Source organism: Hymenobacter chitinivorans DSM 11115 (assembly GCF_002797555.1).
In the GTDB taxonomy this organism is placed as follows: Bacteria; Bacteroidota; Bacteroidia; order Cytophagales; family Hymenobacteraceae; genus Hymenobacter; species Hymenobacter chitinivorans.
Genome location: NZ_PGFA01000006.1, coordinates 65,119 through 89,095, shown reverse-complemented (window position 1 = coordinate 89,095; position 23,977 = coordinate 65,119). Strand labels below are relative to the sequence as shown.

Annotated in this window: 25 protein-coding genes; 13 read left to right on the top strand and 12 right to left on the bottom strand. The window is 60.8% G+C overall.

What is annotated here, in order from left to right:
- Positions 1–49: 49 nt before the first annotated feature.
- The 5 genes from mreC (at position 50) to CLV45_RS24470 (ending at position 6,415) form a co-directional block, all read left to right on the top strand.
- Complete coding sequence (gene mreC / locus CLV45_RS24490; RefSeq protein WP_100339143.1) at positions 50–976, top strand: rod shape-determining protein MreC; 927 nt, start codon at positions 50–52, stop codon at positions 974–976.
- Positions 977–996: 20 nt separating this feature from the next.
- Positions 997–1,506, top strand: coding sequence for a hypothetical protein (locus tag CLV45_RS24485; protein ID WP_100339142.1), 510 nt, complete (start codon positions 997–999; stop codon positions 1,504–1,506).
- 163 nt (positions 1,507–1,669) lie between these two features.
- Entirely contained in the window at positions 1,670–3,502 is a 1,833-nt protein-coding gene (gene mrdA, locus CLV45_RS24480) for a penicillin-binding protein 2 (protein ID WP_100339141.1), read from the top strand.
- 2 nt (positions 3,503–3,504) lie between these two features.
- Positions 3,505–4,800, top strand: coding sequence for a rod shape-determining protein RodA (gene rodA / locus CLV45_RS24475; protein ID WP_100339140.1), 1,296 nt, complete (start codon positions 3,505–3,507; stop codon positions 4,798–4,800).
- A gap of 13 nt (positions 4,801–4,813) precedes the next feature.
- Entirely contained in the window at positions 4,814–6,415 is a 1,602-nt protein-coding gene (locus CLV45_RS24470) for a hypothetical protein (protein WP_100339139.1), read from the top strand.
- 256 nt (positions 6,416–6,671) lie between these two features.
- On the opposite strand, the gene CLV45_RS24465 is transcribed toward CLV45_RS24470, so the two are convergent.
- Positions 6,672–7,751 (bottom strand): hypothetical protein, encoded by a 1,080-nt coding sequence (locus tag CLV45_RS24465; RefSeq protein ID WP_157807774.1) that lies wholly within the window; start codon positions 7,749–7,751, stop codon positions 6,672–6,674.
- Complete coding sequence (locus tag CLV45_RS24460) at positions 7,744–8,955, bottom strand: hypothetical protein (protein WP_100339137.1); 1,212 nt, start codon at positions 8,953–8,955, stop codon at positions 7,744–7,746. The genes CLV45_RS24465 and CLV45_RS24460 overlap by 8 nt, the downstream gene beginning before the upstream one ends.
- Before the next feature lie 34 nt (positions 8,956–8,989).
- Here CLV45_RS24460 and CLV45_RS24455 point away from each other — a divergent pair, with 34 nt between their 5' ends.
- The 4 genes from CLV45_RS24455 (at position 8,990) to recO (ending at position 13,344) form a co-directional block, all read left to right on the top strand.
- Positions 8,990–9,316: a 2Fe-2S iron-sulfur cluster-binding protein gene (locus CLV45_RS24455; protein ID WP_100339136.1), complete on the top strand. Its 327-nt coding sequence runs from the start codon at positions 8,990–8,992 to the stop codon at positions 9,314–9,316.
- A gap of 170 nt (positions 9,317–9,486) precedes the next feature.
- Positions 9,487–10,110 carry a thymidine kinase gene (locus tag CLV45_RS24450; protein WP_100339135.1) on the top strand — a complete coding sequence of 208 codons (624 nt, stop codon included), beginning with the start codon at positions 9,487–9,489 and terminating at the stop codon, positions 10,108–10,110.
- 59 nt (positions 10,111–10,169) lie between these two features.
- Positions 10,170–12,515, top strand: a complete 2,346-nt coding sequence (porZ, locus tag CLV45_RS24445; protein WP_100339134.1) for a type IX secretion system anionic LPS delivery protein PorZ — start codon at positions 10,170–10,172, stop codon at positions 12,513–12,515.
- Between the two features lie 109 nt (positions 12,516–12,624).
- Positions 12,625–13,344 (top strand): DNA repair protein RecO, encoded by a 720-nt coding sequence (gene recO, locus CLV45_RS24440; protein ID WP_100339133.1) that lies wholly within the window; start codon positions 12,625–12,627, stop codon positions 13,342–13,344.
- Between the two features lie 70 nt (positions 13,345–13,414).
- Here recO and CLV45_RS24435 read toward each other — a convergent pair whose 3' ends face one another.
- The 5 genes from CLV45_RS24435 to CLV45_RS24415 all read right to left on the bottom strand — a co-directional run bounded on the left by CLV45_RS24435 (position 13,415) and on the right by CLV45_RS24415 (position 17,120).
- Positions 13,415–13,855 (bottom strand): FKBP-type peptidyl-prolyl cis-trans isomerase, encoded by a 441-nt coding sequence (locus CLV45_RS24435; RefSeq protein ID WP_157807773.1) that lies wholly within the window; start codon positions 13,853–13,855, stop codon positions 13,415–13,417.
- Positions 13,856–13,903: 48 nt separating this feature from the next.
- Positions 13,904–14,455: an FKBP-type peptidyl-prolyl cis-trans isomerase gene (locus CLV45_RS24430; protein ID WP_100339131.1), complete on the bottom strand. Its 552-nt coding sequence runs from the start codon at positions 14,453–14,455 to the stop codon at positions 13,904–13,906.
- A gap of 67 nt (positions 14,456–14,522) precedes the next feature.
- Positions 14,523–15,008 carry an FKBP-type peptidyl-prolyl cis-trans isomerase gene (locus CLV45_RS24425; protein ID WP_100339130.1) on the bottom strand — a complete coding sequence of 162 codons (486 nt, stop codon included), beginning with the start codon at positions 15,006–15,008 and terminating at the stop codon, positions 14,523–14,525.
- 76 nt (positions 15,009–15,084) lie between these two features.
- Positions 15,085–16,038 (bottom strand): FKBP-type peptidyl-prolyl cis-trans isomerase, encoded by a 954-nt coding sequence (locus CLV45_RS24420; protein ID WP_100339129.1) that lies wholly within the window; start codon positions 16,036–16,038, stop codon positions 15,085–15,087.
- Positions 16,039–16,076: 38 nt separating this feature from the next.
- Complete coding sequence (locus CLV45_RS24415) at positions 16,077–17,120, bottom strand: DHH family phosphoesterase (protein WP_100339128.1); 1,044 nt, start codon at positions 17,118–17,120, stop codon at positions 16,077–16,079.
- Positions 17,121–17,495: 375 nt separating this feature from the next.
- Between CLV45_RS24415 and CLV45_RS24410 the strand changes: the two genes are divergently transcribed.
- The gene (locus tag CLV45_RS24410) at positions 17,496–17,915 is read left to right on the top strand and encodes a nucleoside-diphosphate kinase (RefSeq protein ID WP_100339127.1); all 420 of its coding nucleotides are present in this window, start codon (positions 17,496–17,498) and stop codon (positions 17,913–17,915) included.
- A gap of 299 nt (positions 17,916–18,214) precedes the next feature.
- Here CLV45_RS24410 and CLV45_RS24405 read toward each other — a convergent pair whose 3' ends face one another.
- Positions 18,215–19,504, bottom strand: a complete 1,290-nt coding sequence (locus tag CLV45_RS24405; RefSeq protein WP_100339126.1) for a nucleoside permease — start codon at positions 19,502–19,504, stop codon at positions 18,215–18,217.
- Between the two features lie 416 nt (positions 19,505–19,920).
- On the opposite strand from CLV45_RS24405, the gene CLV45_RS24400 reads away from it, so the two are divergent.
- From CLV45_RS24400 to CLV45_RS24390, 3 genes are read left to right on the top strand one after another with little or no spacing between them, the layout of a single operon-like run.
- On the top strand, positions 19,921–20,265 hold the full coding sequence (locus tag CLV45_RS24400) for a hypothetical protein (protein WP_100339125.1): 345 nt from the start codon (positions 19,921–19,923) through the stop codon (positions 20,263–20,265).
- A 30-nt stretch (positions 20,266–20,295) separates the two neighbouring features.
- Positions 20,296–20,886 carry a hypothetical protein gene (locus CLV45_RS24395; RefSeq protein WP_100339124.1) on the top strand — a complete coding sequence of 197 codons (591 nt, stop codon included), beginning with the start codon at positions 20,296–20,298 and terminating at the stop codon, positions 20,884–20,886.
- Complete coding sequence (locus CLV45_RS24390) at positions 20,870–21,175, top strand: winged helix-turn-helix domain-containing protein (protein WP_245882986.1); 306 nt, start codon at positions 20,870–20,872, stop codon at positions 21,173–21,175. The genes CLV45_RS24395 and CLV45_RS24390 overlap by 17 nt, the downstream gene beginning before the upstream one ends.
- Positions 21,176–21,251: 76 nt before the next feature.
- Here the strand turns inward: CLV45_RS24390 and CLV45_RS24385 are convergent, their stop codons facing one another.
- From CLV45_RS24385 to CLV45_RS24370, 4 genes are all read right to left on the bottom strand, one after another.
- A complete protein-coding gene (locus CLV45_RS24385) occupies positions 21,252–21,860 on the bottom strand; it encodes a superoxide dismutase (RefSeq protein WP_100339123.1) in 609 nt (202 codons plus the stop codon).
- Between the two features lie 108 nt (positions 21,861–21,968).
- Positions 21,969–22,403, bottom strand: a complete 435-nt coding sequence (locus CLV45_RS24380) for a nucleoside deaminase (RefSeq protein ID WP_100339122.1) — start codon at positions 22,401–22,403, stop codon at positions 21,969–21,971.
- A gap of 267 nt (positions 22,404–22,670) precedes the next feature.
- Complete coding sequence (locus CLV45_RS24375) at positions 22,671–23,237, bottom strand: hypothetical protein (protein ID WP_100339121.1); 567 nt, start codon at positions 23,235–23,237, stop codon at positions 22,671–22,673.
- A 163-nt stretch (positions 23,238–23,400) separates the two neighbouring features.
- Positions 23,401–23,859 carry a hypothetical protein gene (locus tag CLV45_RS24370; RefSeq protein ID WP_100339120.1) on the bottom strand — a complete coding sequence of 153 codons (459 nt, stop codon included), beginning with the start codon at positions 23,857–23,859 and terminating at the stop codon, positions 23,401–23,403.
- Between the last annotated feature and the right edge of the window lie 118 nt (positions 23,860–23,977).

The window sequence follows — 23,977 nt, the reverse complement described above, 5'->3', positions numbered from 1 at the left end:
CCTGCGTCGGGTTATTCAGCAATCAACAATCAACAATCACCATTTCCGCATGAACAATCTGCTCAACTTCCTTTTCCGCTACCGGGGCATCCTGGTGTTCGGACTATTGGAGGTGCTGAGCCTGTATTTGTACGTGCGCAACAGCTCGTACCAGAAAGCGGCGTTTTTCAACTCGGCCAACGCCTATACCGGCGAAGTGCTGGCCGTGCGGACCCGGGTGTATGACTATTTCCGGCTCTTTGAAGTAAACCGCAACCTGGTGGCCGAAAATGCCATGCTCCGCCAGCAGCTTTACCGCCCCGATTTGGCCGGCCGCGAAGCCGAAACCCTGCCCGTAGCCCAGGACAGCCTGAGTCAGGCCCGCCTTAGTAAGCTGGCCCGGCCCGACTCCCTGCTGCTCGGTTTGCGCCAGATTCCGACCCGGGACCCGGATTATCCACTGATTCCGGCCCGAGTTATCAACAATTCGCTCAGAAAAGTGGATAACTACCTTACGTTGAACGTCGGCACCGTGGATGGGGTGAAGCCAGGCATGGGGGTACTGGCCGCCGCCGGCGTGGTGGGCCGGGTAAAAGTGACCAGTGAGCATTACGCCACGGTAACCTCGGTGCTGCACTCCAAAACGTCTATTTCGGCCAAGCTGCAGCGCGACGGAACCTTCGGCACCATCAAGTGGCTCGGCGACGACCCCACCCAGGCGCTGCTCGACTACATTCCGCGCCAAAACAAGCTGGTCCGCGGCGACACGGTCGTGACTTCGGGCTACAACGCCATTTTCCCCGAGGGCGTCATGATTGGGCGGGTCGAGTCGTTTGTGAAAGAGCCCGACAAGAACTTCTGGACGGTGCGGGTGCGCCTGGCCGTCGATTTTACCAAGCTTACCTACGTCTACGTGGTCAGTGCCCGTCCCAAGGCCGAGCGCGACACCGTGGAAGTACGCGCGGGCATTAAGCCGGAAGAGGAGGACAAGCCGTGAGGGGAGTAGGCGACATCATCATGCAGTTGCTGCGCTTCGTGCTCTACGTGGGCCTGTACGTGTTCCTGATCAGCGGCACCGACTTTGTGCTCTTCGACCTGGGCTGGTGCATTCTCTACATCGGGTTTCTGCTGTTTCTGCCCATCAGCACGCCTATTGTAGTGCAGCTCGCGCTGGGCTTCGTCGTGGGCTTCGTCGTGGACTTGTTCTTCGACACCGGCGGCCTGCACGCGGCGGCGGCCGTGCTGCTGGCCTACGTGCGGCCCTGGGTGCTGCGCCTGCTCACCCCGCGCGACGGCTACGACTCGGCCGACTCGGCCAGTATTCACCAGATGGGCTGGCAGTGGTTTGTGGTGTATTTAGGCTTGCTGGTACTCATTCACCACACCGTATTCTTTTTGCTGGAGCTGGGCAGCTTCCATTTCTTCGGCCTCACGCTGGCCAAAATCCTGCTCAGCACGCTCTACACCAGCCTCACGCTGCTCATCAGCCAGCTCGTATTCTTCCCCACCCGCCGCCGGAGCCGATAGGTGAAATGGTGAGATGGTGAAATAGTGAGTTTGTCATTCCGCTGGCGCGCAACTGCGCAGACTGAACATCCGCTCACTATTTCACCATTTCACCATCTCACTGCTGTATCTTTGTAAATCCGGCGGGTGAGTCGGAAGGTGTTTACTCTCAGTTTCTTTCGCTTTGCAATACCTCGAAGGCCGCAAATACGTCGTTCAGGCCTTATTCCTGGTCGTGGCGCTGGTATTTGGGGCCCGACTCTTCTACATCCAGGTGCTCGACGGCAGCTACAAGCTGGCCGCCGACCGCAACACGCTGCAGCGCATCGTGCAGGTGCCTTACCGCGGCCTAATCTATGACCGTAACGGGCAGCTGCTGGTGCAAAACACGCCGGTGTACGACCTGATGGTAGTGCCCCGCGAGGTAAAGCAGCTCGACACGGCCCGCTTTTGCCAACTGTTGCAGATGCCGCTGGAGGAAATTCGGGAGGGGCTGAAAATGGCCCGCAAATATTCCCGGGTGAAGGCCTCGCCGCTGGTTCAGAACCTGAGCACGCCCGAGCAGGCCGCTATTCAAGACAACCTCATCGACTTTCCCGGCTTTAGCATCAAGGCCCGGATGGCGCGCTCCTACAAAACCGAAAACATGGCCCACGCGCTAGGCTACGTGGGCGCCATCACCCCGGCTTTCCTGGAAAAGCCCAAGTACGCCAAATACCTGCCCGGCGACAACCTGGGTATCACCGGCTTGGAGTCGTTCTACGAGTCGGTGCTGATGGGCCGGCGCGGGGTGCAGTACCGCATGGTCAACGTGCGCGGCATTGAGAAAGGCGCCTTCCGCGGCGGCGAATTTGACACGCTTTCCGTGGCCGGCCAGGATTTGCACACCAGCATCGACATTGAGCTGCAGAAGTACGGCGAGCTGCTGATGCAGGGCAAGCGGGGCTCCATCGTGGCCCTCGACCCCAAAACGGGCGAAATTCTGGCCTTGGTGTCGGCCCCGATGTACGAGCCCTCCATTCTGACGGGCAAGGGCATGGGCAACCGCTACATGGACCTGCTCAATAACCCCGAGCGGCCGCTGTTCAACCGGCCCCTGATGGCGACCTATCCGCCCGGCTCGGTATTCAAGATGGTCAACGAGCTGGTGGCCCTGCAAATGGGCGTCGTGACGCCCGAAACGCCCTTCGACTGCAACTGGAAGCTGGTGCGCTGCACCCACCGCCACGAGCCACCCCGCAACCTGACTATTGCCATCAAGAACAGCTGCAACCCGTATTTCTACCAGGTAATGCGGGCCAGCGTGCTGCGCGGCCGCTCCACCAACCGCTTCGAGGACGCCCGCCTGGGGTTGGCCGAGTGGCGGCGGCAGGTGATGTCGTTCGGGCTGGGTGAAAAGCTGGGCGTGGACATGGCCAGTGAGAAAAAGGGCCTGATTCCCTCGCCCGAGTTCTACGACAAAGCCTACGGCTACCACCGCTGGGGCTACAAAACGGTGTACTCGCTCAGCATCGGCCAGGGTGAAATCGGTATTACGGGTTTGCAGATGGCCAACATCATGGCCACCATTGCCAACCGCGGCTACTACTACACGCCTCACTTCGTGCGCGGCATCGGCCAGGGCGGCCCGTTACCCCAGTACACCCAGCGCCACGTCACCAGCGTCGACCCGAAGTATTTTGAGTCGGTGATTCCGGGGATGCAGGCCGTGGTGGATGGGCGCGGGGGCACCGGTAACTTTGCCAGCCTGGCTCAGTTTGGTATTTCGGTGGCGGGCAAAACCGGGACCGTGCAAAACCGCCACGGCGACGACCACGCCACCTTCGCCGCCTTTGCCCCGGCCGAAGACCCTAAGATTGCCATTGCCGTGTTCATTGAAAACGCCGGCTTCGGCGGCACCTCGGCGGCCCCTCTGGCCTCGCTCATGATTGAGAAGTACCTGCGGGGCAAAGTGGTGCGCAAAAACTGGGAAACCTGGCTGCAAGGCAGCGCCGATAAATTCGTAAAACGCCGCTAAGTATGGCCTTACCCGCGCGCTATAGTCGCAGTATCGATTGGGTTACCGTCGGCCTCTACACCCTGATGGTGGGTTTGGGCTGGCTCAACGTGTACGCGGCCAGTTACTCGCCCGAGGCCCCGGCCGGCGGCCTGTTCAGCGGGCTGAGCTTCCAGGAGCTGATGGCCTTCAACTGGTTTAAGCAGATCCTCTGGATTGGCACCGCCGTGGTGCTCATCGTGATTCTGCTCGTCATCAACTACAAGGCCTACGACACGTTTGCCTTCGGGCTCTACGGCATCATGATTGTGCTGCTTATCGTCACGCCCTTCATTGCCCGGCCCATTGCCGGTTCCCGTTCCTGGCTGGAGCTGGGCCCCGTGCGGCTGCAGCCGGCCGAGTTTGCCAAATTTATAACGGCCCTGGCCGTGTCGCGCTACATGGCCGGCATCAATCTGCGCCAGCAGAACTTCCGGGACCAAATGGTGTTGGCCGGCCTCACGCTGCTGCCCCCGCTGCTGATTGTGGCTGCCAACGAAACCGGGCAGGCCCTGGTGTTCGGCGCCTTCTTGCTGGCTTACTTCCGGGAGGGCATGTCACCGCTGATTCTCATTATCCTGGCTGCCGCCGGGGCCATTCTGATTCTGGCTTTGCTGGTGCCCAAACTCTGGCTGGTAGGAGTGTTTACGGCTATTTTGGCCCTGGTTTTTGCCGTAAACACCAAGGTTTTGCGCCATCATCTGCCGCTGGCCTTGTCGGTGTGGGCGGTGGTTATCGGCATGGTCTTCGGCGTGGATTTCTTCTTCAACAACGTGCTCCAGGACCACCAGCGCAAGCGGATTGAGGTGCTGATTAACCCCTCGGCCGACCCGCTGGGCGTGGGCTGGAACGTGACCCAGTCCAAGATTGCCATTGGCTCGGGTGGGCTGGTGGGCAAGGGCTTTCTGCAGGGTACCCAGACCAAGTTCGACTTCGTGCCCGCGCAAAGCACCGACTTTATTTTCTGCACCGTGGGCGAGGAGTGGGGCTGGGCCGGTACGATGGTCGTCATTGTGCTCTTTATGGCTTTGCTGGCCCGGGTGCTCTACGTGGCGGAGCGTCAGAAATCCGTGTTTGGGCGCACCTACGGCTACTGCGTGGCCAGCGTCATCTTTTTCCACTTCGCCATCAACATCGGCATGACCATCGGGCTGGCGCCGGTGGTGGGCATCCCGCTGCCGCTGTTCAGCTACGGCGGCTCCTCGCTGTGGAGCTTCACTACCCTGCTTTTCATCCTGCTGGCCATCGACGCCTACCGCAAGCAGGACTTAGTCAGGTAATTCTGAACGTTGAATGATGAATTCTGAATTTCGTTCGAGTCCGGGGCGGCTGCGCCAATTCAGTATTCAGAATCCAGAATTCATCATTATCGGCCTGCTGACGCTGGTTTATCTGCTGCTGCCGACGCAAAATTCTACCCTGGACGCGTGGTACTACGCGGCCTGCGTGCGGCACGGCCATGAGTTGCTGCTGGCCCACCATCTGCTCTATAATCCGGTCGGCTGGCTGTGGGTCACGGCCTTGCGCGCGGTAGGCGGGGACGTGGATACGCTGGCGGCCCTGAAGGTGCTGAACGCTCTGGCCGCCGGGGGGAGTCTGCTGGTGCTGCGGCAGCTGCTGCGCCGGTTGCGGCCGGCCGGGACAACCGTGTGGCCCTGGCTGCTGCTCGTTGGGGCCAGTTTCGGCGTGCTGCGGTTTGCCACCGAAAACGAGGCCTACATCCTGCCCGTGCTGCTGTCGTTGCTGGGCAGCCTGGCCTGGGCGCGCTACCAGCTGGGCGGGTGGAAATTGAGGCATCTGGCCGCGGCCGGGTTCTGGGCGGCCCTGGCCTGTTTGTTTCACCAGATTCACTTCTGCTGGTGGCTGGGTCTGTTGCTGGGCACGGCGTATTACGCTCCCGGGGCTAAACTGCGCGCTCTGCTCGTGTACGCCCTGCCGGCTTTGCTGGTACCAGTGGCTTACGTGGCGACCTTGCCCTACTGGCAGCAGCCCCTGACCGTGGCCGCCCTGTGGCGCTTCGTGTTCCACGATTACTACGCCGGCACGGCCACCGGCAGCGTATCGGGCCACGGCCTGCTGCTCTCGGTGGTGAATCTGGGGCGCACGTTTGTGCAGGTGCACGGCTCCATGCTGGCCTTGCTGCGGCAGTATCCGGCGCTGGGGCTGGTCGGACTAGCTTTTCTGGGTTTGCTGGCCTACGCGGGTTGGCTGCTGGGGCTTGGGTTTCGACGGCGGAATCAGGTGGTTGAGTCCGGCACCGTAGCCTCTGCAGCAGTGCTGCCCGTGGTACTTAGTCACCTTGTCGTTCTGGGCCTGCAGTTGCTGTTTGCGGTGTACTCCGAGGGCAATGCCGAGTTTATGGTGATGGCGCCCGCGCTGCTGACCGTGGTGGTGGCGGCCGGCTTGCCCTGGCTGCCGCCCCGCGCCGTGGCTGCGCTGGGTTTGGCGCTGCTGGGCTGGAATCTGGCTTTCGGGCTCGTACCCAGCCATTATCTGCGCTTTGCCAATACCGGTATTGCGCCAAACAGCCCATTGCTGGGGCAAATTCTCTCCGAGCCTACCAGCTGGTTTCTGCTCGACAACCACAACCTGACGCTCAACCAGCTGCACTACCATACCGGCCGGGCTGAGGGGCCCGCCAACGTGCTGCCCGCGCCCACGCTGCTGGTGCAGCGCCCGGGCCAGTCGCCGGCCCGGTTCCGGGAGTGGCTGCGCACCCAACTGCGCAATGGCCACCGGGTTTTCACCACCGGCCTCGACGGGCCGCAGCTGCTGGACCGGGCCCAGCTGGTGTACGGCAACCAGAATGCCGAGCTGCTGCGCGGCTTCCGCACGGTAAAAGCCGACTCGTTTCCCACGGCTTTCGGACCGTATTACCTCACCGAAATCCGCTGAGAAGGGCTGACGCGGCCGGGCAGCCCCTCAAACAGCGGTAGTGACTACGGGGCTGCCTGGCTTGTTTGGCATAGCCATAAGATGATAGAGTACTGCCTGAGCCGGCAAGTAGACAACCCCAGCAAAAAGAGTGAGGTCGTCTACCAGCGTTGGTAGACGACCTTGCCAAAAAGAGTGAGGTCGTCTACCAACGCTGGTAGACGACCATAGCAAAAAGAGAGAAGCTGTTTACTTGGCTTTGCCTGGTCGCCCGCCCTCAGGGTTTCGCGGGAGCGGCCCACAGCCATTGGAAAGCGGGGTGCCGGGTTAGCACCAACGAAAATACCACCGCAAACACGGGGCTAGCCAGGTAGCCCATGCGGCCCAGGTCGCCGGAAAGCAGCATGTGTACCAGCACCACGAGTAGCAGGACTGCCCCACTCAAGTCCAGCGGCCGGAGCCACAGCTTACCGCTGAAGCGCAGCCCGGCCAGCAGCACCAGCCAGAAGAAGCCGAAGATGCTGAAGATTTCCCCGGCTCCTTTCACCGACAGCAGCCGGCGCAGGGAGTACGCAAGGTTGTGCACGTGGTCCAGGGCGTTGTGCAGGCTTTCCTGGGGCGGGGCACCCACCTGCGCGTCTATCCAGTGCCGCACGGCGTAGGCCACGGCCCCCGAAGCTGCCAGCCAGGCCAACTGCCGGGGCCACGACAGGGCCGGGCGGGCAAACCACAGCAGCCAGGGCATTAGGAAAATAAAGGACTCCTTGGCGTGTGGGCCCAGCAGGATGCAGGCCACCAGCGCCGCCGCCGAGCCGCTGCGGGCCGCGTAAAACGCCAGGGCAAAAACCAGCAGGTACAGACTATCTACCAGTGGCAAGCCGGCCGTGTACACGGCCCAGCGGCTGGTCAGCACCGCTACCAGGGCCAGCAGGGCGGCGGGCGGCGAAGCTCCGGAGAGTAGGCAGCTGCGGAAAATCAGCAGGCCGGCCCCGGCCAGCACCAGGGTATTGACCAGGTAAAACGCCAGCCGCAAGGGCCAGTCGGTGGTGGCGCGCTGGGGCCAGATCCGGGCGTAGACCTGCTCCACGGGCCAGGCCACGGCGGCGGCCACGGCCGGCACCGGCACCCGGTAGCGCCGCGTGATGCTGACGCCCCGAAACTCGCCCCGGGCCATGCTCAGGTAGCTGCGCGTGTCGAGGGAGTGGGAGAAGTCATAGTGCACGTACATAGTGTAAGCGCTGCCGGCCAGCACACCCACGGCCAGCACGTACACCAGCAGCAGTTGCCGCCAGCGCAGCCCAATCGAAGTCAGCCCAGTGGCCGCCGGGGAAAGCACGCCGCCTCGGGGGTTAGGCAAACTTGCGGTCCAGGAGCTTGAGCAGCTTGTTGACGTGCTCTTCCTTGCGCACCCAGCCGTATTTCTGGGCCAGATCCTCCGTTACGTAGCGCTTGGCCACGTCGGCATTAGGCAGCGTGTCGAGGTGCTGAATGGCGGTGTGGTACTCCATATTCTCCCCGTTGAACAGCTCGTTGATAAAGCTGAAGCGCTGGTTGATGGAAATAGCCTCCCGCAGCGACTCCACCTTGGGCGCCGACTTCTCGGCCAGCGTAGTACTGGGCCGCTCGCCCCGCAGCGTTTCGCTGAGCGGGGCCGAGGCCGGCTGCTCTGCCTTGAGCTTTTCGTACAAGGGCACCCCGGCCGGAGCCGCCGCTTCGGCCAGCGGCCGGCGAATGGGTTCCGGCTCGGCCGGCGGTGCTGCCACGGGGGCCGGTGCCGGAGCCGCAGGAGCCACAAAAGTGGGGAGCGGGGTGGGTTCCGGCGCACTGGCAACCGGGGGAGCCACTGCTTCCGGGGCGGCTGGCGGGGCCGCTACGGCAACAGGCACTGCCGGCGCGGCTTCAGCCGCTTTGGTAGCTTCGGCAGCCGGAGCCTGGTCCTGCAAATCACCTACCGAAAGTGGCAGCAGCTGGCTAAACTCTTCCACGACCTTTTCCAGGGGCGTGTGGGCCTTGTAGTTGGCTTCCTGGTAGAGGCGGAACCGGTTCAGTACAAAGTCCCGCTCCAGCGCAGTGCCCGGCGTGAGGGTATCAATAAAGCCCTGAAACAAGGCTTTATCCAGGTCCAAGTAGCGCAGCGCGTCGCGCAGCTGCTCGGCCGTCGTGGTGGGTTGCGTACCCAGTAGCTTCTGCTCGAAAGCCTGCTGCGGGTTGGTAGCCACGCCCAGCGTGTCGCCGATGGCCCGGGCCAGCAGGGGCTCAAAGGCGGCCCGGCCCAGCTTGATGCGGCGCGACAAGGTGTTCATAAACTGGGTCAGGGCCTGGCGCACGTCGGGCGCCTCGAAGTCGAAGTAGGGACTGCGCAGGCGGGCCATTTCCCCGGTCCATTGGGCCAGCAGCTGCTGCACCACAAACAGGTTTACCTGCCGGATGGGGGTAAACCGCAGCACGGCTGGCCCGTCGAGGGTGGCAGTGGGAGCGGGGCCAAAGTGCTGGTCACAAAGCTGAGCGGCCAGCCGCTGACCGTATTGTTCGCGTTTTGCGGAGCTATATTTGTCGTTCATCGAAAGCCTGGTTCAACGGGCAATTTACGTAAAGATGCCCACTCTGACCGTGCAAAACCTGCCTGGTGCCGTAGTTTCGGTGCCCGCCGGTACTACGCTTCTCGCCGCTCTGCAAGCCGCCGGCCACGACTGGATGCACGCCTGCGGGGCCAAAGGCCGCTGCACTACCTGCCGCCTCGAGGTGATGCAGGGCCTGGAATTACTGAGTCCGCCCACCGATGCCGAATTGCGCTACCGCGCCGCCGGCCGCTTGCTGCCCCACGAGCGCCTGACCTGCCAAACCCGCCTGCCCGAAGGCGAGGTGAGTGGCCGGGTGCCCGAAGCTACCAAGCTACCGCATCTGCGCTACCTTCCCGGTTAAAACCAGGTGCCGCGGCCCAAAACAGTAGGCAGGAATTAAGTGGCTGATCCTCTAGCGGCTGACCGCTGCGGCGCCAACAGGCATTTGAGGCTCCGCCGTGAAACTCGTACTTTAGAGGTTCCAACCGGGCCCCGGCGGCCCGGTTTCGACCACCGCCAACAGATAGCACCGTGTTTATAGAACCCCGCGTCGGCACGAGCCGCGATACGCCCCGCCGGGGCTGGATTGAAGTTGTGTGCGGCTCCATGTTTTCGGGCAAAACCGAGGAGCTTATCCGCCGGCTGAACCGGGCCAAAATTGCCCGGCAGCGTGTCGAAATCTTCAAGCCCGCCCTCGATACCCGCTACCACGAGCACGACGTGGTGTCGCACAACTCGAACAGCATCCGCTCTACGCCCGTGCCCATTGCCCAGGAAATGCTGCTGCTGGCCGGCTCCTGCGACGTGGTGGGCGTGGATGAGGCCCAGTTCTTCGACGAATCCCTGGTGGAAGTGTGCACCCAGCTGGCCAACCGTGGCACCCGCGTCATCGTGGCCGGCCTCGACATGGACTTTATGGGCAAACCCTTCGGCCCCATGCCCACGCTGATGGCCATTGCCGAGTTTGTAACCAAGGTGCACGCCGTGTGCGTGTGCTGCGGCGAGCTGGCCACCTACTCCTTCCGCATTGCCGCCTCCGACGACAAGATTCTGCTCGGCGAAACCGACTCCTACGAGGCCCGCTGCCGGGCCTGTTTTCTGGAGGGCATGAAGGAAAAAACCACCGAGCCCAGCACCGCCGCCGCCAAGCACTAATCTGCCCAACTCAGCGTTAGCTACCTGATTCTATCCTTGTAGGCTTTCTGTTTTTGCCAATGAATTATCTGCTACGCACCCGCCGGTGGTCCGGTACTTTCTTCCTGCTCTTGCTCGCCATCAGCGGGGCCGTAGCGCAAAGCACGGCTGGCTACGGTGACTGGCAGCTGTATTTGCCAAATAACCGGGCCAAGGCCCTGGCCGAGGCCGGCAACCGGGTTTACGTGGCTACCGAAGATGCCCTGTTCTTCTACGACAAAGAGCTAAATACTACTCAACTGCTCTCCAGCCGCGACGGACTGCACGATGTAGGCGTCAGCACGCTGGGCTACGACCCGGTGACCAAACAGGTACTGGTAGTGTACCGCAACGGCAACCTGGACTTTATTACCGCTGACGGCCGCATTCTTAACGTCAGCGACATTCAGCGCAAGACCATTGCCGGGGATAAAACCGTTGGCCACATCAGTTTCAACAAGGGTCGGGCCTACCTCAGCGCCGGTTTTGGCCTGGTGGTAGTTGATATGGCTAAGCGCGAAATCCGGGATACCTACGGCAACATTGGGCCCAGCGGGGCGCCCGTGGCGGTGTACGCCACCACCGTGCTCGACAATACGCTGTTTGCGGCCACCTCCGCCGGCCTGATGCGCGGGCAGCTGACGGATAACCTGCTCGACTATCGACGCTGGATCATCGATTTGCCCTCGGCCAGTGCGGCCACGGCCCGGTATCATTCCCTGGCCACGTTCGGCAAATACGTGTACGCCGGCGTGGATGCCGGCAACCTGCTCTGCTACAACTGCGGCCCCACGCCCTGGCAACCCGATTACAGCATCTACGTGGGCGGCCGCTACCAGCAGCTAACGGCCTCGGCGGCCGGCCTGCTGGCCGTCGGCGACGGCAAGGTGACGCTTATTAAATCGGTTGGCAACACCGAGCGCCTGCTCACAACCGAGCAAAGTCCGGCCCCGCAGGCTGTGTTGCAAAGTCAGACGGGCGACTTTTACGTAGCCGACTACCAGCACGGCCTAGTCAAGCTCTCGGCAAACAAGCAGGTCGAGAAGTTTACGACCAACGCCCCGGCCTCAGCCCGGGCTTTCAGCGTGCTGGCCGACGCCCGCTCCAACACGGTGGATATTTTTAGCGGCGGCTACACCGACCGCTACGTGCAGCAGGAGTGGCAGGGGGGCTTTTTCGAGTATAAGGACGGAAAGTGGACCAACTTCACCAGCGAAGGGTTTAAACCCACCCCGGCTTTTCCCAAGTTCAAGGATATTACCCGCGGTCTGCGCACCAAAGACGGCACCCTCTACCTCGCCACCTACGGCAACGGGCTGCTGAAGTGGACCGGGGCCTGGGAGTACGAGCAGTTTACGGAAGGCACGCCCGGCTCCCCGCTGAAAAGCGCCATTCCCGGCAGCCTCGATTACGTCCGCATCACCGACCTGGCCAAGGATTCCAAGGACAACGTGTGGGTAGTAAACCGCCACCCGGAGCTGCGCAGCCTCTCGGGCCTGCACCAGTACCTGCCCGCCTCGAACACCTGGAAGACCATGCCCTACTTCAACGGCTTCGATAACCTGGACCGTATCGTGGTGGATGATAACGACTACGTCTGGGCTTCCCAGTCGCGCAAGGAAGGTATTGGGCTGGTGGCCTACGACCCGGAGGAGCAAAGCAGCCGCTACTTCAACAGCAACAACAGCGAGCTGCCGGCCAACGAAATCTACGACCTGGCCAAGGACCGCAAAGGCAATATCTGGGTGGCTACAGCCAAGGGAATAGCCGTTTTTAACGACCCCAGCACGGTATTTTTGGCTACCAACGCCGGTAACTTCCAGCAGCCCATCATCCGGCGGGGCACTACTACCGGCTACCGGGCCCTGCGCGACGAAGTCGTCAAAACAGTGGCCGTCGACGGGGCCAACCGCAAGTGGTTTGGTACCGAGCGGGGCCTGTGGCTCTTCAGTGAAGATGCCGACGAAGGTCTGCTGCACTTCACGACCGAAAACAGCCCCCTGCCTTCCAATAACATCGTGGACGTGGAGGTGAACGACAAAACTGGGGAAGTATTCGTCATCACCGACGCCGGCCTGGTCTCGTACCGCGGCTCGGCCACCGTGACGGAAGGCAAGCCCGACTGCGCCAGGGTGTCGCCGAACCCCGTGCGCACCGACTTCACGGGGCAGGTGGGCATCAGCGGCTTGGCCAATAACGGCCTGGTTAAGATTACGGACGTGACCGGTAAGCTCGTGTACCAGACCAAGGCCAACGGTGGTACCGTGGTGTGGGACCTGGCCGACTACAACGGCCGCAAAGTGCAGTCGGGCGTGTACCTGCTGCTTTCCTCCGACGCCGACGGCAAAAACGGCTGCATCAGCAAAATTGCCGTAGTGCAGAAATAAATACCGGCCGCTTCGGCCTTTCGTGGGAGTTATCCGCGGCCCGGTCGTGTTTAGGTACTGCGGCAGTTGGGCCCTGAGGGTCCGGTGCGCTTCACCAGCCATTCTGTTCATGCTGATCAAGACCCGGGGCATCGTCCTGAACTACATCAAATACCGCGAAACGTCCATCATTGCCCGCATCTACACCGAGCGGCTGGGCTTGCAGACGTACATCATCAACGGGGTCCGCAAGGCCAAGCCCCCGGGCCGCATTGCCCTGTTTCAGCCTTTTACGCTGCTGGATCTGGTGGCCTACACCTCGCGGCAGGGCGGCATTACCCGCCTCTCGGAGTACCGCTGCGCCCTGCCCTTCAGCACCCTGCCCTACGACGTGCACAAAAGCAGCGTGGTACTCTTTCTGTCGGAAGTCGTGAGCCGCACCCTGCTCGAGGAAGAGGAAAACGAGCCCCTGTTTCACTTTCTGCACGATTCTATTCTGCGCTTCGACCAGCAGCGGGAAGGCTTCGAAAACTTTGCCCTGATTTTTTTGCTGGAGCTGGCCGGCTACCTCGGGTTCGGGGCCGAGTCGGGGGAGGAAATTACCAGCCAGGTGGCCTTTGCTTCGGCCGCCCCCGCCACATCCTCGGGCTCGAGCCCGGCGGCCCTGCGCTTCCGCGAATTCGACCAGTACTTCAACGAGCTGCTGCACACGCCCGAGCAGTCGACCATTCCCAACGGCCGCGTCCGGCGCGAGCTGCTCGACGTGGTGATTCGCTACTACCAGCTCCACATCGAAAAGCTGGGCGACATCCGCTCCCTGGATATTCTGTCGGAAGTGCTGGCCGAGTAACGGGCCGTGGAGCGGCTGCAATAAAAAAGGCCTACCAGGAAATGGCAGGCCTTTTTTAAGGCTTTGAGCGTTAGTGGACTTTCACCACTTCCAATTCAAAAACCAGGTCAGTATTGGGCGGTACGTTGTACTTCGAGTCGTCGTCGGGGTTCAATACGCCGGTTGGGCCGTAGGCCAGGGCGGCCGGAATCCAGACCCGGGCGCGGCTGCCGGCAGGTAGCAGCAACAGGATTTCGTCCCAACCCGGAATAACCTCGCCCTTGCCCACGCGCAGCCGCAGTGGCCGGCCCTGACTTACCGACGAGTCGAAGATGTGGCCGTCGGGCAGAAAGCCGGTGTAGTGCACCAGCATCCGGTCGCCGACCTGGGCCGTGGGGCCCGTGCCGCGCTGCCGCACGGTGTAGCGCACCCCGCTGGCCGTACGCTGGCTCAGGGCAGTGTCGGGGGCCAGCACGGCGGGCCGGGCTGCCGTAGTCTGCGCCCGCGCCGTGCTGCTTAGGCTTAGCAGCACTCCGATACTCGCAACAATAAGCCAGCTACTGCGCATGGGCCGGTTGGCTTACTGCACCTGCTTGATTTCCATGTAGAACTGCAGCGGCTCATCCCCGGGAATTGTGGTATTGCCGTACTGGCCGTAAGCCAGGTAGGAGGGAATAAACACCTGCTTCTGGTCGCCGGGCTTCATCAGCTTTAGGGCTTCTTCCCAGCCCCGGATAACCTGACCCTGGCCTACCACCACTTCGGTGCACTCGCACAGCGTGCGGTTGCCGTACGACTTGTCGAAAATCTGGTTTTCGTACGCCTCCCGGATATAACTGCCGATGTACTTAACCTGCACCTTATTACCGGCCTTGATCAGGTCGCCGCTGCCATCCTTGAGCGACACCAGGTACAGTCCCGACTCGGTGCGCTGGTACTGGCCGCTGGTGATTTTGTGGCGGGTAAAATAAGCCTGAATCAAATCATCGTCCACTTTGCGGTATTCCTCTTCGTGGGCTTTGGCTTTCTTCACGGCATCAGAATCCGTGTTGCAACCGGCCAGCAGGGGGGCAGCCATCAGCAGCCACACGGCCAGGCGCGTAACGAGTGAGCGGGCGAATAGTTTTTTCATCACTGTTTTCCTTGTTCTCTGGTACTAAAAAACTCTGGTGGGCAGCCGGGTAAACCCGGCGCCGGGGTTACTTTACATCCACCAGCTCCACGTCGAAGCGCAGCACGGTGTTGGGAGGAATGGTGCCGGCGCCGCGGGAGCCGTAAGCCAGTTGGGACGGAATCAGCAGCATGGCTTTGCTGCCTTTGGTCATCAGGGAAATGCCTTCGTCCCAGCCCTTGATTACTTGTCCCGCCCCCAGCGTAAAGCTGATGGGCGTACCGCCGTGCTTGGAAGAGGCGTCGAAAACGGTACCATCCAGCAGCAGACCCGTGTACAACACGGAGACTGTTTGCCCGGCTTTGGGTTGCACGCCGGTCGTGGTATTTGTGGGCGCAAAATACAGGCCCGAGTTTTGGCGCTGGGCGCCGGTGAGCTTGTTGTCGGCCACGTACTGCTTGATGATGCCCTCATCAACCTGGGAGTAGTCTTTGTCGTCTTTTTGGCAGGCCGAGAGCAGGCTCAGCGTGCTCACGAGCACAAACAGGGAGCGGGAAAAGAAACGGGTTAGCATCTGCGCAAGAACAAAAAAGCCGCCGTGCCCGGCCCCAGGGCACAAGCACGGCGGCTCGGGTACGTAGGAACGTTACTTATTTAACATCCACCAGCTCCACGTCGAAACGCAGGGGCGAGTCGGCCGGAATGTCGGCGCCGGCCCCGCGCTGCCCGTAGGCCAACGACGAGGGAATCAGCAGCGTAGCCTTGGAGCCTTTGTTGAGCAGGGCAATGCCCTTGTCCCAGCCCGGAATTACCTGGCCTACACCCAGCGGAAATTCAATTGGCTTGTTGCCCATTTTCTCCGACGAGTCAAACACTTTGCCGTCGAGCAGGGAGCCTTTGTAGAGGACCGAAACCGTCTGGCCAGGGGTAGGCTTGGCGCCGGTGCCGGGCTTGGTTACCACGTAGTACACGCCCGAGGGGTCTTTCTGCGCGGTCAGGTTGTTTTTCTTGATGTAGTCCTGCAGAATCACGTCGTCCTTCTTGAGCTGCTGCTCGGCGTAGGCCATCATTTTCTTCTGCTGCTCTTCCATCTGCTTCTTCTGGTCGGCCATGGCCTCCTCTTCGCTCTGCAGCTTGTCGGCCTTCACGAACATGGTCATCGTGTTGCCGGCCTTCTTCATGAACGGCGGCACGGGCTGCTTAAACGACTTGGCGAAGATGGTGTCCACGTTAAACTTGAACACGGCCGAGTCGCCGGGCTGCAGCAGGGCCAGGGCCTCTTCAATGCCACCCTTGGTGGTTACTTCCTGCAGCTTGATGCGCATGGGAATGCCCTGCTGCTTGCGCGAGTTGAACAATACCGAGTCCTTGGCCGTGCGGTATTCCACGTTCAGCGCCAGAATCTTGCCCAGCCGGTCCTTGTACGTGGCGTCGCCCTCGGCCGCAACCGATTTGTCGCTGTACTTGCCACCTTCGTTTTTGAAGATTTTATACTCGATGCCAGACTTGGTCTTGGTGAAGTCACCGCCGCCCTTGTTGCAGGAGGCCAGGCCCAGAACGCCGGCAGCGAGGGCCAGGCTCAGAAAATTGCGTTGAAAAGACATGAAAAGGGAAGGGTTGGAAAATTTGAATTTGGGGCAAGTTACACCGAAGGGGGCGCAACCGCCAAAGGCGCCGTCACGAGCTGGGTCTGGTAGTCGGGCAGCAGCTCCAGGAAGCGCTGTACGGTGGGCTCCAGGGGCTCGTGGCTGATGCCGCCGGCCGCATTGTGGTGGCCGCCGCCGTTGAAGTTTTTGCGGGCAAACTCGTTGACGGAGAAGTCACCCACCGAGCGGAAGGAAATCTTCACGGCCTGCCCCCGGTCGATGAGCACGGCGGCAAATACGACGCCCTCAATGCTGAGCGCGAAGTTCACGAGGCCCTCGGTGTCGCCGGTTTTGGACTGGTACTGGCGCAGCTCGTCCTGGGTAATGGCAATGTAGGCCGTATTGTACTCGCGCAGCACCGTGAGCTTGTCCTTGAGCACGAAGCCCAGAAAGCGCAGACGCATTTCGGAGTGCGAGTCGTAGATGCGGCGGTGCACCGACGAGAGGTCGATGCCGGCGTTCAGCAGCTCGGCAATAATCAAATGCACGTTGCGCGAGGTGCTGGGGTGGCGAAACGAGCCCGTGTCGGTCATGATGCCGGCATAAAGGCTCTCGCCAATACCCACGTCAATCATGTCCTGGTCGCCCAAATCCCGAATTACTTCGAACACCAGCTCGGCCGTGGCCGCCGCTTTGGGGTTCGAAAAGTCGAGGTCGGCAAACTGCTCGGGCTCCAGGTGGTGGTCGATGAGGACCTTGGTGCCGGGCGCGGTCCGGATGTAGTCGCCCATCTCGTTGATGCGGCCCAGGCAGCTGAAGTCGAGGCAGAAAATGACCTCGGCCGTGCCGATAATCTCGCGGACTTGCGCGTCGTTCTGCCGCGGCTCATACACGATTACCTCGTCGTTGCCGGGCATCCACGACAGGAAGTTGGGGTAATCGGAAGGCGTGACAACGGTGACGTGGTGGCCTTTTTTGCGGAGGTAGCCCGCCAAACCCAGCGACGAGCCGAGAGCGTCGGCGTCGGGCTTGTGGTGCGTGGTGATGAAAATCTGCCGGGGCTGCGCGAGCAGCTCCTTCAGTTCGCTGATAGTGGACATTGCCTACTGATAGGTGGCTGAAATTCGGTGGTTTAGGCCGGAAGCAAGGCGGCAAAAGTCGGAAATAATCCGCAGATAATCGCCGAGGACCTAACAATGCTTGCCGGGCTTTGGGTTCGCACAAAGGTAACCTACGGTCCGCTATTCCGTAGGGTGCCCGGCCCGCGCAGGCTGAGAAAGGCCGAATCGGCGGTCTAAACCGCTAATTATGGGTCGGTGCCAGCCCCAAGAAAAGTCGCGGGCCGGCGTCTCGCCGGCCGTTATTTGCGGAGTATTGTACTGAACTGCCCAGATTCGGCTACTTTTGCGGCCACAATCTGCTTCGGCGGATGAACCCCTGATTTTGAAACTTTCAACTTTATAAAATTCTCCCGAATGGCAACTAACCGCACGTTCACGATGATTAAGCCCGACGCGGTGCAAGACAACCACATTGGTGGCATCCTGCAGATGATCGAAGAGGGTGGCTTCCGCATCGTTTCCCTGAAAAAAGTCCAGCTGACGGCCGAGCGCGCCGGCGAATTCTACGCCGTGCACAAGGAGCGTCCCTTCTACGGCGACCTGGTGAAGTACATGTCGTCGGGTCCTATCGTAGCGGCCATCCTGGAGAAGGACAACGCCGTAGCCGATTTCCGCACCCTGATTGGGGCTACCAACCCAGCCCAGGCCGCGGAAGGCACTATCCGGAAGAAATACGCCAAGAGCATCGAAGCCAACGCCGTGCACGGCTCCGACTCCGACGAAAACGCCCAGATCGAAGGCGACTTCTACTTCTCGGCCGACGAGCAGTTCTAGGCTGCTTACCAGCTGATTTAGCGAAAAAGCCCGCTCTACTGCGTGTAGAGCGGGCTTTTTCGTGTGCTATTGATATGCTTTTTTTATACCAAAGGTGTACTATTTTAAAACCAATACCCCAGTCAGGAATTGAATAATTAGGTGTAGATATCTGATTGACAGAGCGTAAGCAAATTTAGCGCAACGCCGTCTTCTCAGCTGTAAGCAGCGGTTAGCTTGGTTGCTAAAGGCGGGCTCTAAAACGAAAAAGCTCCGGAGCACTGAGCCCAGGAGCTTTTTAGCGTATTGGCGTAAGCAGGCTAGGCCTGTTCGACCGACAGCACCGGTTCGGTGTGGGCGTCGTCCAGAGCTTCCTGGGGGTTGTGTTTGTGCTTGAAGAGCACTACAAACAGCACGGCAATAACCAGGGCGTAGGCCGAAAACGACAGCCAGATGCCGTGCCAGTTCTTGCTTTGGTCGGCGTAGGTGAAGTAACGCTCAATAACCACCCCGCTCACCAAGCTGCCCAGCACGGCGCCAAAGCCGTTGGTCATCATCATAAACAAGCCCTGGGCACTGGCGCGAATAGAGGACGTAGTCTGGGTTTCGACGAACAGGGAGCCCGAGATATTGAAGAAGTCGAAGGCCATGCCGTAAACGATGCACGAGAGGATAATGAGCCAGATGCCGGGGTTGTCGGGGGTGCCGTAGGCCAGCAGGCCAAAGCGCAGCACCCAGGCTATCATGCTAAAGAGCATCACCTGTTTGATACCGAAGCGGCGCAAAAAGAAGGGAATGGCCAGGATGAACAGCGTCTCGGAAACCTGCGAAATGGACATGATAATGGCCGGATACTTCACCGCAAACGTGTCCTGGTAGGCTGGGTTCTTATCGAAGTCGTGCAGAAAAGTGTCGCCGTAGGCATTGGTGAGCTGCAGGGCCGCGCCCAGCAGCAGGGCAAACAGGAAGAAGATGAGCATCTTACTGTCGCGCAGCAGGGCAAACGACTTCAGGCCCATAGCATCCACCAGGGAGCGGCTCGGCGTGTCCTTGGAGGGCGGCGGGCAGGCGGGCAGCGTAAAGGAGTAGATGCCCAGCAGAAGAGCCGCGCCGGCGGCTACGTAGAACTGACTGGCCGATTTCTCGATGCCCAGCAAACTGACCGTCCACATGGCCACGATGAAGCCGATGGTGCCCCACACCCGGATGGGCGGGTAATCTTTCACCACGTCGAGGCCCTGGCGCTTGAGCACCGAGTACGACACGGCAATGGACAAAGCCAGCGTGGGCATGTAGAAAATCATGTTCAGCAGCATCACCCAGAACATGGTGCCGGGGTCCGTGACCAGGGGGACGGTGCAGAGCACCACGCCGCCCAGAATGTGCAGAATGCCGTAGAGCTTCTCGGCATTCACCCATTTATCGGCTATGATGCCCATCAGGGAGGGCATGAAGATGGACGCAATGCCCATGGTGGAAAAAATAGCGCCGAACTGGGCGCCCGACCACTGCTTGGTCTGAAACCAGTACGCGCCAATGGTAATCAGCCACGAGCCCCAGATAAAAAACTGTAGGAAGCTCAGGATAGTGAGACGCAACTTCGTACTCATGCAATACAATGAAAAAGGGAGGGAAGGAATTTTTGCTCCTAAATATACAAGATTTCCGCCCCAGGAAATTCCGGCCGCGGCTTAGGCCAAACCAGCGGAAAGTGCGCCGCTTGCCCATTCCAAAACTCAATTGACCGCGCGGCGGCAGTTGCCGCGTGGGCTCAGGCCCGGCCGGGTGGGGCGGGGCTGCGAGGTGGCGGGCCCCAGGCGGGCGACTAGTTGACAACTGCCGGCAGCTAAAGCGAAAATAAAAGTTTGCGGTGTAATGTAGTTTATATTGTAAACTAGTTTATGTTTGCATCACCCAAGCGGATATTTCCAACCCCGGCCAACACCTGACCCCGGTGCCCGCCGACCTGCTGCTGCCGCGCCCTGCTCTTTACCTTTTCTACCATCAGTTTCCGACACCCCAACCGATGCTACTCGCTGCTTCTTTTGTTGACTGGCGCAAGGAAACCCGTTCGGCCCCCGGCCGCCGCGGGCCCGCCCTGGTTATGGTGGTGCTGGTACTACTTGTACTGGGCCTGGGCGCGCTGAACTGGCCACAACCAGCCGCCCGCACCGCTGCCCTGCTACTGGGCCTGCTGATTTTTCCGCTGGGCCTACTTATTGGCTGGGAACTGGGACGAAGGGAAAGCCGGGCGGCAAAACCTGCGCCGCCGGTGGTAGCGCCAATGGCACCGGCCCACCAAGCTAGCTACCAGCCCCAGGAAATTCGCTGCAACCCGTTTTTCGAGCTTTGCTCGTCGTCTCCCCGGTAACTTTCTCTTCTCGTTTTTCTTTTGCCCCGTATGGAAACCCCTGACAAACCGCTGACCGGCCCGGAAAGCCTGCAGTTGATTCAGCAAATGATTCAGGCCGCCAAAGAGGATTTGAGCGACAATTCGTTTGACTTTCTCTTCTGGGGCTGGCTGGTATTGGCCGCCGCCCTGGGCAACTACGTGCTGCTGCTGGCCGGTTACGACAAGCCCTGGCTGCCCTGGGTGACGATGCCGCTAGGCAGCATCGTGGTCGGAGTTTACCACTACCGCCAGGAAAAGCGCCGCAAGGTGCACACGCCCGTTGGCGACTTCCTGGGCTTTTTCTGGGCCGGGATGGGGGTGTTGCTGCTCATGCTCGTGGGAATGGGAGCCGTGCAGGGCTGGCAGAAAGCTTATCCGCTGCTCATTGCGCTGTATGGCCTGGGCACCTTCGTGACGGGCGGGGCGCTGCGCTTCCGGCCGTTGGTATACGGTGGGGCCGCCTGCTGGCTCCTGGCTACGGCCGCTTTTTCGGTCTCGTTCCAAATGCAGCTGCTGCTGCTGGCCGCGTCCGTCGTGGTTAGCTATATTATTCCCGGGCATCTGCTCAAAGCTCGTTTCCGTCGTGGCCGCGCCGTTTGAAGACCTCGACCCGCTGCTGCACTCCCAGCTTCGGCTGGCTGTCATGTCGCTCTTGCTGAGCGTGCGGGAGGCCGAATTCACTTTTCTGAAGGAGAAGACCGGGGCTACTGCCGGCAACCTGAGCGTGCAGATTGGCAAGCTCAAGGACGCGGGCTACCTAACCATGACCAAGGAATTCAGCGGCAGCTACCCGCTCACGCGCTGCGCCATTACGCCCCAGGGCGTGGCGGCCTTCGAGGCCTATGTGCAGGCCCTGCAGCGCTACCTCAAGCCCCCGGACTCGGCGTAGAATTTCCGGCTAAGGCCAAAAAAGCCCACTCCAGACGCTGGGGTGGGCTTTTTTGTGGGTCGAATAACCGAAATGCTTAGCCGGCCTCGGCGAAGCGGCGGTTTACTTCGTCCCAGTTGATGGCGTTGTAGAAAGCCGCAATGTAGTCGGGGCGGCGGTTCTGGTACTTGAGGTAGTAGGCGTGCTCCCACACGTCGAGGCCCAGGACGGGCGTGCCTTTGCAGCCGGTGTCGGGCATGAGCGGGTTGTCCTGGTTAGGCGTCGAGCAGATCTGCACCGAGCCGTCGGCCTGCTTGCAGAGCCACGCCCAGCCCGAGCCGAAGCGCGTGGTAGCGGCTTTGGTGAATTCTTCCTTGAACTTATCGTAGGAGCCGAAAGCCGAGGTAATGGCTTCGCCGATGGCGCCGGTAGGCTCCCCGCCGCCGTTGGGGCCCAGAATGGTCCAGAACAGGGAGTGGTTCCAGTGGCCACCACCGTTGTTGCGCACTGCGGCCGGGGCCGAGGCAATGCTGTGCATCAGTTCTTCCAGGCTCTTGCCCTCCAGCTCGGTGCCGGCAATGGCGTTGTTGAGGTTGGTAACGTAGGCCTGATGGTGCTTGCTGTGGTGAATTTCCATCGTCTGCGCGTCGATGTGGGGCTCTAGCGCGTCGTAGGCGTAAGGCAGTTGGGGCAGTTCGAAAGCCATAAGCTAGGGTGTTATGTGGAATGGATGGATGGTGGAAGAGGCTAGGAGAATAACTCCATTGCCCCCGATATGGTTGTGACCCGGCTGCCGGGCGCGGCCAAAAGTAGATTATTTACGGCGTTGCGCGAAAAACTCCCGCATCAGTGCCGCCGCCTCCTCCGCCAGGATGCCCGCTACCAACTCGGTGCGGGGGTGCAAAAGGTTGCCGTGCCGCCGGAAGCCGCGTTTTTCCTCCGGCGCCCCGTACACCACGCGCTTCACCTGGGCCCAGAACGAGGCCCCGGCGCACATCACGCAGGGCTCCACCGTGACGTAGAGGGTGCAGTCGGCCAGGTACTTGTTGCCCACGTAGTTGGCCGCCGCCGTCAGGGCCAGCATTTCGGCGTGGGCCGTTACGTCGCGCAGCTTCTCGGTCTGGTTGTAGGCCCGGGCAATAATCTGCTTGTCCATGACAACCACCGCCCCAATCGGAATTTCTTCCTCCTGCAGCGCGTAGCGCGCCTGCTTCAGCGCCTCGCGCATGTAGTGCTCGTCGGAAAACATATTTTTAAGGTGGAGAATGTGGTTGAATGTGCTGATGTGCTAATGCTTACCGTGTTTTGCGAGCAGCGCGAAGCAAGCCGTCCTCTGCGAAGGTAGGCACGTTCTTTTACCAGAAAGCCCTTTCCCGTTAGCAACGAGAAAGGGCTTTTTACTTTAGAATACTCAGCACATTTCAGCGGACGGATTGACGCCGCCTGATGCGCGCAATTACACGGAAAATGCGCCTCTCGCGCCGTTAGTACGTCAACTCACCAGTTCACCATCTCACTATTTCACCGTAATCGTCTGCATCAGGGCCTGGGCGGTGGGGCGCCACTGGGGCTGTTCCTCGGCGGGGCAGTTGAAGGTGAAAACCAGCAGCTGGTCGCCCTGAATGGCGTACTGCACGAACTGGTAGCGGCGGATGGGGGCCAGGTTGCTGCCGCGCTTGTTGTCGGCCACCGACGAGACGAACTCGAAGGCAATAAAGTCGCGCTTATTAACGGTGCGAATGTCCTCGGACAGGAATTCGACCTTGGAGTACATGTTCTGGATGCTGGACTTGTAGATTTTCAGCAGCAGGCCGTAGTCCCGGTCGGTGAAGGTGGTGGGCTTCTGGGCCACGCTCAGGTCGACGCGGCCACTGGGGTTGGAAAAAACGGCCAACGGACGGCGGGCGGCGGGATATTTAGCCGCAATACCGTCGTCGGGCAGGGGCGTGAAGCCAGCCGGTACGCCGATGGTAATGTTCTTGCCCACCGGGGTTTTGGTGAGCTTGGGGCCGGCAAAGGCCGCAAGCAGCCCCACGACCAGTAACAGGGCGGCCAGGCGCCCCAAAAAAGCGGATGTTTTCATAAGAGTGCGGCAAGGTAGCCCACCGGCCGCACATCGGGCCAGGGGCAGGAAACTTGAGACTAAAACGCGCAACCGGCGCCGGCTCGTTCCGGCCGTCGGGCCGAAATAAAACGCCTCCGAAACCAGAACGATTTCGAAGGCGAAAAATGGGTGGCGGGGCGGCTTAACGGCGCTTTTTGCTCGATACCGGCGCCGATGGGTACTTGATTTTTACTTTCTTCCAGTACACGTAGTTGCCGGTTTTGGCTTCTATCAGGTAGGTGCCGGCCGGGATGCGGCCCAGGTCTACCGGCGCCCCGGTGTTATTGGTCGGGTCCAGCTCGGTGGTGTAGATGGGCTTGTTCTTGTAGTCGGTCATGACCAGCGTACCGGGCTTGGTAAACTGCTGGGTGAAGCTGAGCATGATGGTTTGGCCGCCCGAGGCGGGGAAGACGTCGATGCCCGAAAGGGTTTCTACCCGCTTGATGGGCCCGTTCAGGGTTACGGGCTCGGTGTCGGCTTCAGTCTTGGTTTTCACCGAGGCGCCGGTTTCCGATTTCGACTTGGTTTTAACTTTCGTCTGAGCCTGAGCGGAGGCGAAAGTCAGCAGGGCGGCCGCCGCGAGAAGAACGGTACGTTTCATATGGAGAAGGAGGGAAGAAAGCGGGTTAGCGGTGTTGGGAAGGCGCATTGCAGAATCCGGGCCAAAATTACCAGCGCCGGTCGGCGCCCGAATTTTGCTACGAAGGTAGCACACTTGG